This is a genomic window from Nocardia ninae NBRC 108245 (genome assembly GCF_007990755.1).
GTDB lineage: Bacteria > Actinomycetota > Actinomycetes > Mycobacteriales > Mycobacteriaceae > Nocardia > Nocardia ninae.
In genome coordinates, this window is sequence record NZ_BJXA01000160.1 from 1 (window position 1) to 5,323 (window position 5,323).

Consider the following 5,323-nt stretch of genomic DNA (forward strand, 5'->3'; position numbering starts at 1 on the left):
CTGTCCTCTGCCAGTTGAGGTGACGTAGGTCGTGGGTCGTGAGCAGGGCTGCGTCAGGTATGTGGCAGAGCCCAAGGTGTGTCTTCTGCCAGATTGTTGACGCAAATCAGGGTTTCGACGTGGCGCGGAGATGATCGAATGCTCGATGTGATGGGCCTTGGTCGAGGAAAGCTTTGATCTGGACGGAGCAATCCTCGATGGTGTCTGCGCCGGTGTCGATGGTGAGGTCATAGATTCCGTGGGCGTGGACTGGTTCGATCTGACTGGCTGCGGTGCCGACGGGGCGGTCGCCGCGCTGCTGTTCGCGGCGTTGTAGTTCGTCGATCGAGCAGTGGACTCCGACGAACACGACGTCGATGCCGGTCATGACGCTCAGGCAGTCACGCAGCCGCCAGGGTTCACTGAGGACGTGGTCCATGACGATGTCGTTGCCGGCCAAGGCCATTGCCGCGACGGCTCGGTGGAAACCAGCGCGGGTTCGCCGGAGGATCTCGGCGAGCGCGGCCGCGTCGAGTTCGTGGGTGCGGGTTTCCGAACGCATTGCGCCGATCATGTCGACGCCCATGTGGAAGAAGGGTCGGTCGAGATCGATCAGCAGCTGACGCGCGATGCTCGACTTGCCCGAACTCGAGACGCCGTTGAGGAGAATGACCTGGCCAGGTGCAATTTCGCCGGGAACGTCGAGGGCCGCAATGGGGCTGGAGAGGCTGGGCATGTCCTCCATGGTGACGGTGTGGCCTGTGACCGGCAGGGGTGGGCGGGGTGCCGGGCCGCGGCGGCCGGTGACGTAGTTGCGGACCGATTCGTAGGTGATCGCGGCGTGGTGGTCATCGAGTAGGCGTTCCCAGATCTCGCGGACGGGGATGGTGGGTGTGGCGGTGAGCAGAGCATCGATGTGTGGGATGAGCCCGTGCAGGCCGGGTCGTTCGCGGGCGGGATACTTCTTGCGCGCGGCCGGTTTTGGTGATTCGAGCGCGGCGTGGACGGTGCGCCAGCCGACGTTGTGCTTGCGTTCGATCGCCCTGGCCGACATGCCGGCCAGGGCGTCGCGGCGGATGGCCGCGTAGCGCTGCCTTTTGGCTTCGTCGTTGTGCTGCTTGCGTTTTCGGTGTTCGGCGACGATTCCCGGCCGTCGGGGCGGCTGCCTGCGGGCGTCGAGTTCGGGGAATATGCGCAGGACGACCGGTGTGGTGCGGCCGCTGACGAGGGCGAGCTTGTCCGGGTCGATCGGTCCCATTCCCTGTCGGCCGGGAGTGATGTGGCGGCGCAGGTAGCTGGGTTTGAGGTGATTGGCCAGGGCGAGGCGGACCACGAACGATTCCGCGGTTTCGCCGGGATTGGGCCGCAGCCGGATCGGCAATGCGATGGGGCGGTTGTCGCTGGTCATAGATGCGGTGGATGTGGTTGTGTCTAGGTGGATTTGGTGTGGGCGGCGTGGTCGAGGTCGATGGTGTCGAGGCTGGCTTTGGTGATGGTTTCGGTGCCGGTGAGGATGGCTTCCAACGCAGCTTCGCGGATGAGCGCCGAGAGACTGCCGATCATTCCGGCGGTGCGGTGGTGCAGGTAGCGGGCGAGACCGGTGAGTGTCCCTGGGCGGTGTTCATGCAGACGCAGGGTGTTCTCGATGGAGGCGACGACGCCGTGCCAGTCGTCGGTATAGGGGAATCCGACGGTGCGGAGCAGGGTGTGGCGTCCAGCGATCTGCTCGCCGCGGGTGCCGGTGAACAGTCCTTCGCGTTCGACGTTGATCCCGGAATAGACAAAGGTCGCCGGGATCCGCTCGGAGAAGTATTTCAAAGTGTCGGAGACTTCCGCGCCCGCGCGGGTGGTCAATGAAATGTTGTGCAGCTCATCGCAGATCACGACCCTGGTGCCGCAATCGCAGCAGACCCCGCAGACGGCTTCGATGATGTCGGTCAGATTCGCGCGCTGGGTGACCGGCAGGCCGAGGAAGCGAGCGAATTCCGCGGCCAGCATGCGCGGGGTCGCGGCCGGTGGGACGGTGACATAGAGAACCGGAATGCGGTCGGCGGAATGGGGGTGCCGTTGCCGGTCGGCGACCTCGTGCATCTTGCCGAACTGGGTGATCGCGGTGGTCTTGCCGGTGCCCGCGGCCCCGGACAAGATCAGACCGCGCCGGGCGCTGATCGCGTGCCGATTCAGCAACGTCAGCCGACGGCCTTTCTGCGCAACAGCTTTCACTGTCGATGTCGCGATCACCGTCAACCGGGTGTGGTAGTCGATGCGGATCTCGTCGTCGCGGCGACGAGATTGCGGGTCGAGAACTTCCCAGTCGCCCGGCGCCAGCAGATCCGGGATCTTCGGGTGGTCGAGAGTGAATTGCCGCCAGCCGGTCAGCGTGGTCAGCTGGCGGCTGGGTTCGGTGACCGGATCGCCGTCGGTCGTTGTCACCAGCGTTTGCTCGCTTCCTCGAAGGGATCGAAGATCCCCAACGGGATCACCTTCGCCGTCGTCTCGGGTTCGTCAGGATCAGCCTGGTCGGCGGTGTCGCTCTCGCGTCGCGTCGTTGCCGACGACGCGACGCGGGTGGCTTTGGTGCGTCCAGCGACTTTGCGGTCACGGCGTGAGCGGGCGGTGTCGGGTGTGGGACCGCGTTCGGCGCGGTCGAGCAGTTCGGCTGCGGTGGCAGCTATTTCGGCTTCGGTGGCCGCGTCGCGGCCGCGTTGGGTGAGAATTTCGCGGGCGTGCTGCCAGGCCAGTTCCCCGAACGGAACCGGCGCGGTGCGCAGGTGTGTCCAGGTCGCGGTGATCCAGCCACCGTCGCGATGGTTGCGAACCCAGATGCGGGAAACGTCGTAGGGGTCGTGGTGGATCTCCCAACGCCCGTTATGCGCGGTAACACCGGAATGCTGGCGGCGGTAGGGATTCAACCGGGCATCATCGTAGGTGCGGCGGTTGATCCGGATGCCGTAGGAATTGATCACCCGCCAGGTCGCGGGCAGCAGCTCGATGTAGTCGTCGGCCGACAACGGAACCGGAACATATCCGGCCAGACGAACCAGGGCCGCGTATTTCTCGTTCGGCGTCAGTGCCGTGTCCGGGGTGATCGGATCGCGCAGGCCCTCGTGTGGGCGGTTGGCCCAGACCGCGACCAGCCATTCGTCCAGTAGTGCCTGCAACTCGATCATCGACCAGACCGCGGCCTGTTCGGCTTTGCGGCCGCGGCGTTCGACCGAGGATCCGACGTAGCCGGCGACGTATTGGGCGAACAACGTGCCCACCGATCCCAACGTGCGTTCGATGACCGGCTTGTCGGTGGGTGTGTCCGGATGCGCGGGTTGCAGGCTGATGCCCAGCGACCGGCAGGCTGATCGGAATGCTTGGGAGAGAAAGGCTTTGCCGTGATCGACCACGATCGTCTCCGGTGCGATCACTGGACGCGCCGCCGCGTCGGCCAGGCGCTGGTCGAGTTCGGTGAGCGTGTGGTGCGGCAGCACCGATCGTGACATCCGCAGCGCGTCGCTCCAGCCCGGACGCATCGGCTCCGGTGTCAATGCCCGTGCCAGCAGCAGGGCCGCGTCGACCGCTTTCGTGGACGGCCGCAGCACCGCCGCGGGAACCGTGCGGGTCGCCAAGTCGACCATCCCGGTCAATTCGACCGAATCGATCGTGCCGTCGTCGAGCACGACCCGAACATCCAACGGCGTGGAATCGATCTGCACGACCTCCCCCGGCCTGGCTGCGATGACCGTGCTGAACGGACCCTCGGGTTGTTTGGCCAGCGACCGGCGGGTGCGGGCCGATCCGAAGGTGTGTCGGCCTTCGGACAGACGCGCCACCAGCCGATAGAACGTGCGCTCCGGCGGCAACGGCGGTGCCGCCAGGCCGTGCAACTCAACCAGCAATTGCCCCACTCGTCGCCGCAGCCGGGTGATGGTGCCCGTCGATCGATCCGTTTCCTCCGCGATAGCGGCAGCGGTCGCCGCGACCACCCGCGCGTCGATCCGTCCGGTCGCCGATGCCCGCCGAGCGAATCGGCCATCGACCAAGCCCCAGAGGCCATCTCGCTCGTAGGCGCTGCGCATCCGCTGCACCGTGCTCAAACTGACCGGGCGCCCGGCCGCGGCCAGTTCGCGAACCTTCGACTGTTCGCGCTGCCGCATCGTCGTCGTAGACGGGTCGTAGTCGCTGTGGATCGGCGTCGCCGGCGCCGAGTCGGGGCGACGACCGGTGAGCAGCTCGACGACATGAATTTCCCACCACTGTGCCAGCTCAGCGACGTCGGCAGGCAGATCAGCGATCCGCTCCGACGGCGGAAACGGCGGCTGCTGCCGTCCGGTCAACAATTCGAAGCTGGCGTCGGTGAGGATCCGCGACACCGCGACAACCGTTTCGATGCCAGTGACGTCCCGGATCCTGATCTCCGAGCCGATCACCTCGACGACCGCATATTCGCTTCCTCCGCAACGGAATCGGCTCTCCCTTGCCAAGATGTCGACTCGGCTGGTCATCACCGCCCACCCCCGATGATCGTGTCCGGGCCCAGCAGCATCGTCTCCATATCGACAGCCAGTTCCTGGCACCACAGCAAATGAAACAGCGTCGGCAACACCACAATCGGGTCGCCGACCTCACCGACCCCGTCCGCCAGCGAACGGGCAGTCGCGAAAACCTCGGCGAACTCCGCGACCACGCCAGGGCGACGACAACGAGGATGCCGATAGCCCGACAACCACCTCAGATTCGCTGCCCGGACCGGTGTCATTTCACCAAGTCGGCGATATTCCCACCCCACCGAATCACACAATGCCGCCGTTCGATCGAACGTCACCTGATCATCGGTGTCGATCCGTGCGTCCGGGCGAACATCAACCACCACCGACGCGCCGTCGCGGAGCCGCAGAAAGTAGTCCGGGACATGCTGTTTCACCGATCCGCCTGCCCGCCAAGACAACCGGAAAGGCTGAGAGCCGACGCCGCTCACCTCCGGCGACGAATCGAACATCATCAGCCAATCGCGCTCCACCCAGGATTCGTAGCCGATATGCGAACCCGTCGTCGCCGACCACCACAATCCCGAGAAGTTCTTTTGACCACGGAACGAAGGGAACCTCCGTGCCGGTTCGACTCTGTCGAAACGCACTGCCGCACAAGCCATCAGAGGCAACCGACAACGACCACCAACATCCGGATCGACGAACTCCACCCAGCACTCATCGCCACCGGCAACGGCGACGACAACACCCACGACCCGAACCCCCGAGCAAACAGTCGGAACGATCAACCCGCATCAGGTTAGTGGCAGGAACCCAGCACTTACGTCAGAACGCTGGCAATACATCAGGTCAACTGGCAGAGGACA

4 protein-coding genes are annotated in these 5,323 nt (G+C 65.2%); all 4 read right to left on the reverse strand.

All coding sequences use genetic code 11. The features are described from left to right. Positions 1–106: 106 nt before the first annotated feature. The 4 genes from NN4_RS45895 to NN4_RS44230 are packed head-to-tail and all read right to left on the reverse strand — an operon-like array spanning position 107 to position 5,167. Positions 107–1,387: a phosphotransferase-like protein gene (locus tag NN4_RS45895; protein WP_222595282.1), complete on the reverse strand. Its 1,281-nt coding sequence runs from the start codon at positions 1,385–1,387 to the stop codon at positions 107–109. Positions 1,388–1,410: 23 nt separating this feature from the next. Then, complete coding sequence (locus NN4_RS44220; RefSeq protein ID WP_147144370.1) at positions 1,411–2,415, reverse strand: TniB family NTP-binding protein; 1,005 nt, start codon at positions 2,413–2,415, stop codon at positions 1,411–1,413. Then, positions 2,409–4,472: a TnsB C-terminal domain-containing protein gene (locus NN4_RS44225; RefSeq protein WP_246181448.1), complete on the reverse strand. Its 2,064-nt coding sequence runs from the start codon at positions 4,470–4,472 to the stop codon at positions 2,409–2,411. Before NN4_RS44225 ends, NN4_RS44220 begins: the two co-directional genes overlap by 7 nt. After that, positions 4,472–5,167 (reverse strand): TnsA-like heteromeric transposase endonuclease subunit, encoded by a 696-nt coding sequence (locus tag NN4_RS44230; RefSeq protein ID WP_246181449.1) that lies wholly within the window; start codon positions 5,165–5,167, stop codon positions 4,472–4,474. Before NN4_RS44230 ends, NN4_RS44225 begins: the two co-directional genes overlap by 1 nt. Positions 5,168–5,323: the final 156 nt, after the last annotated feature.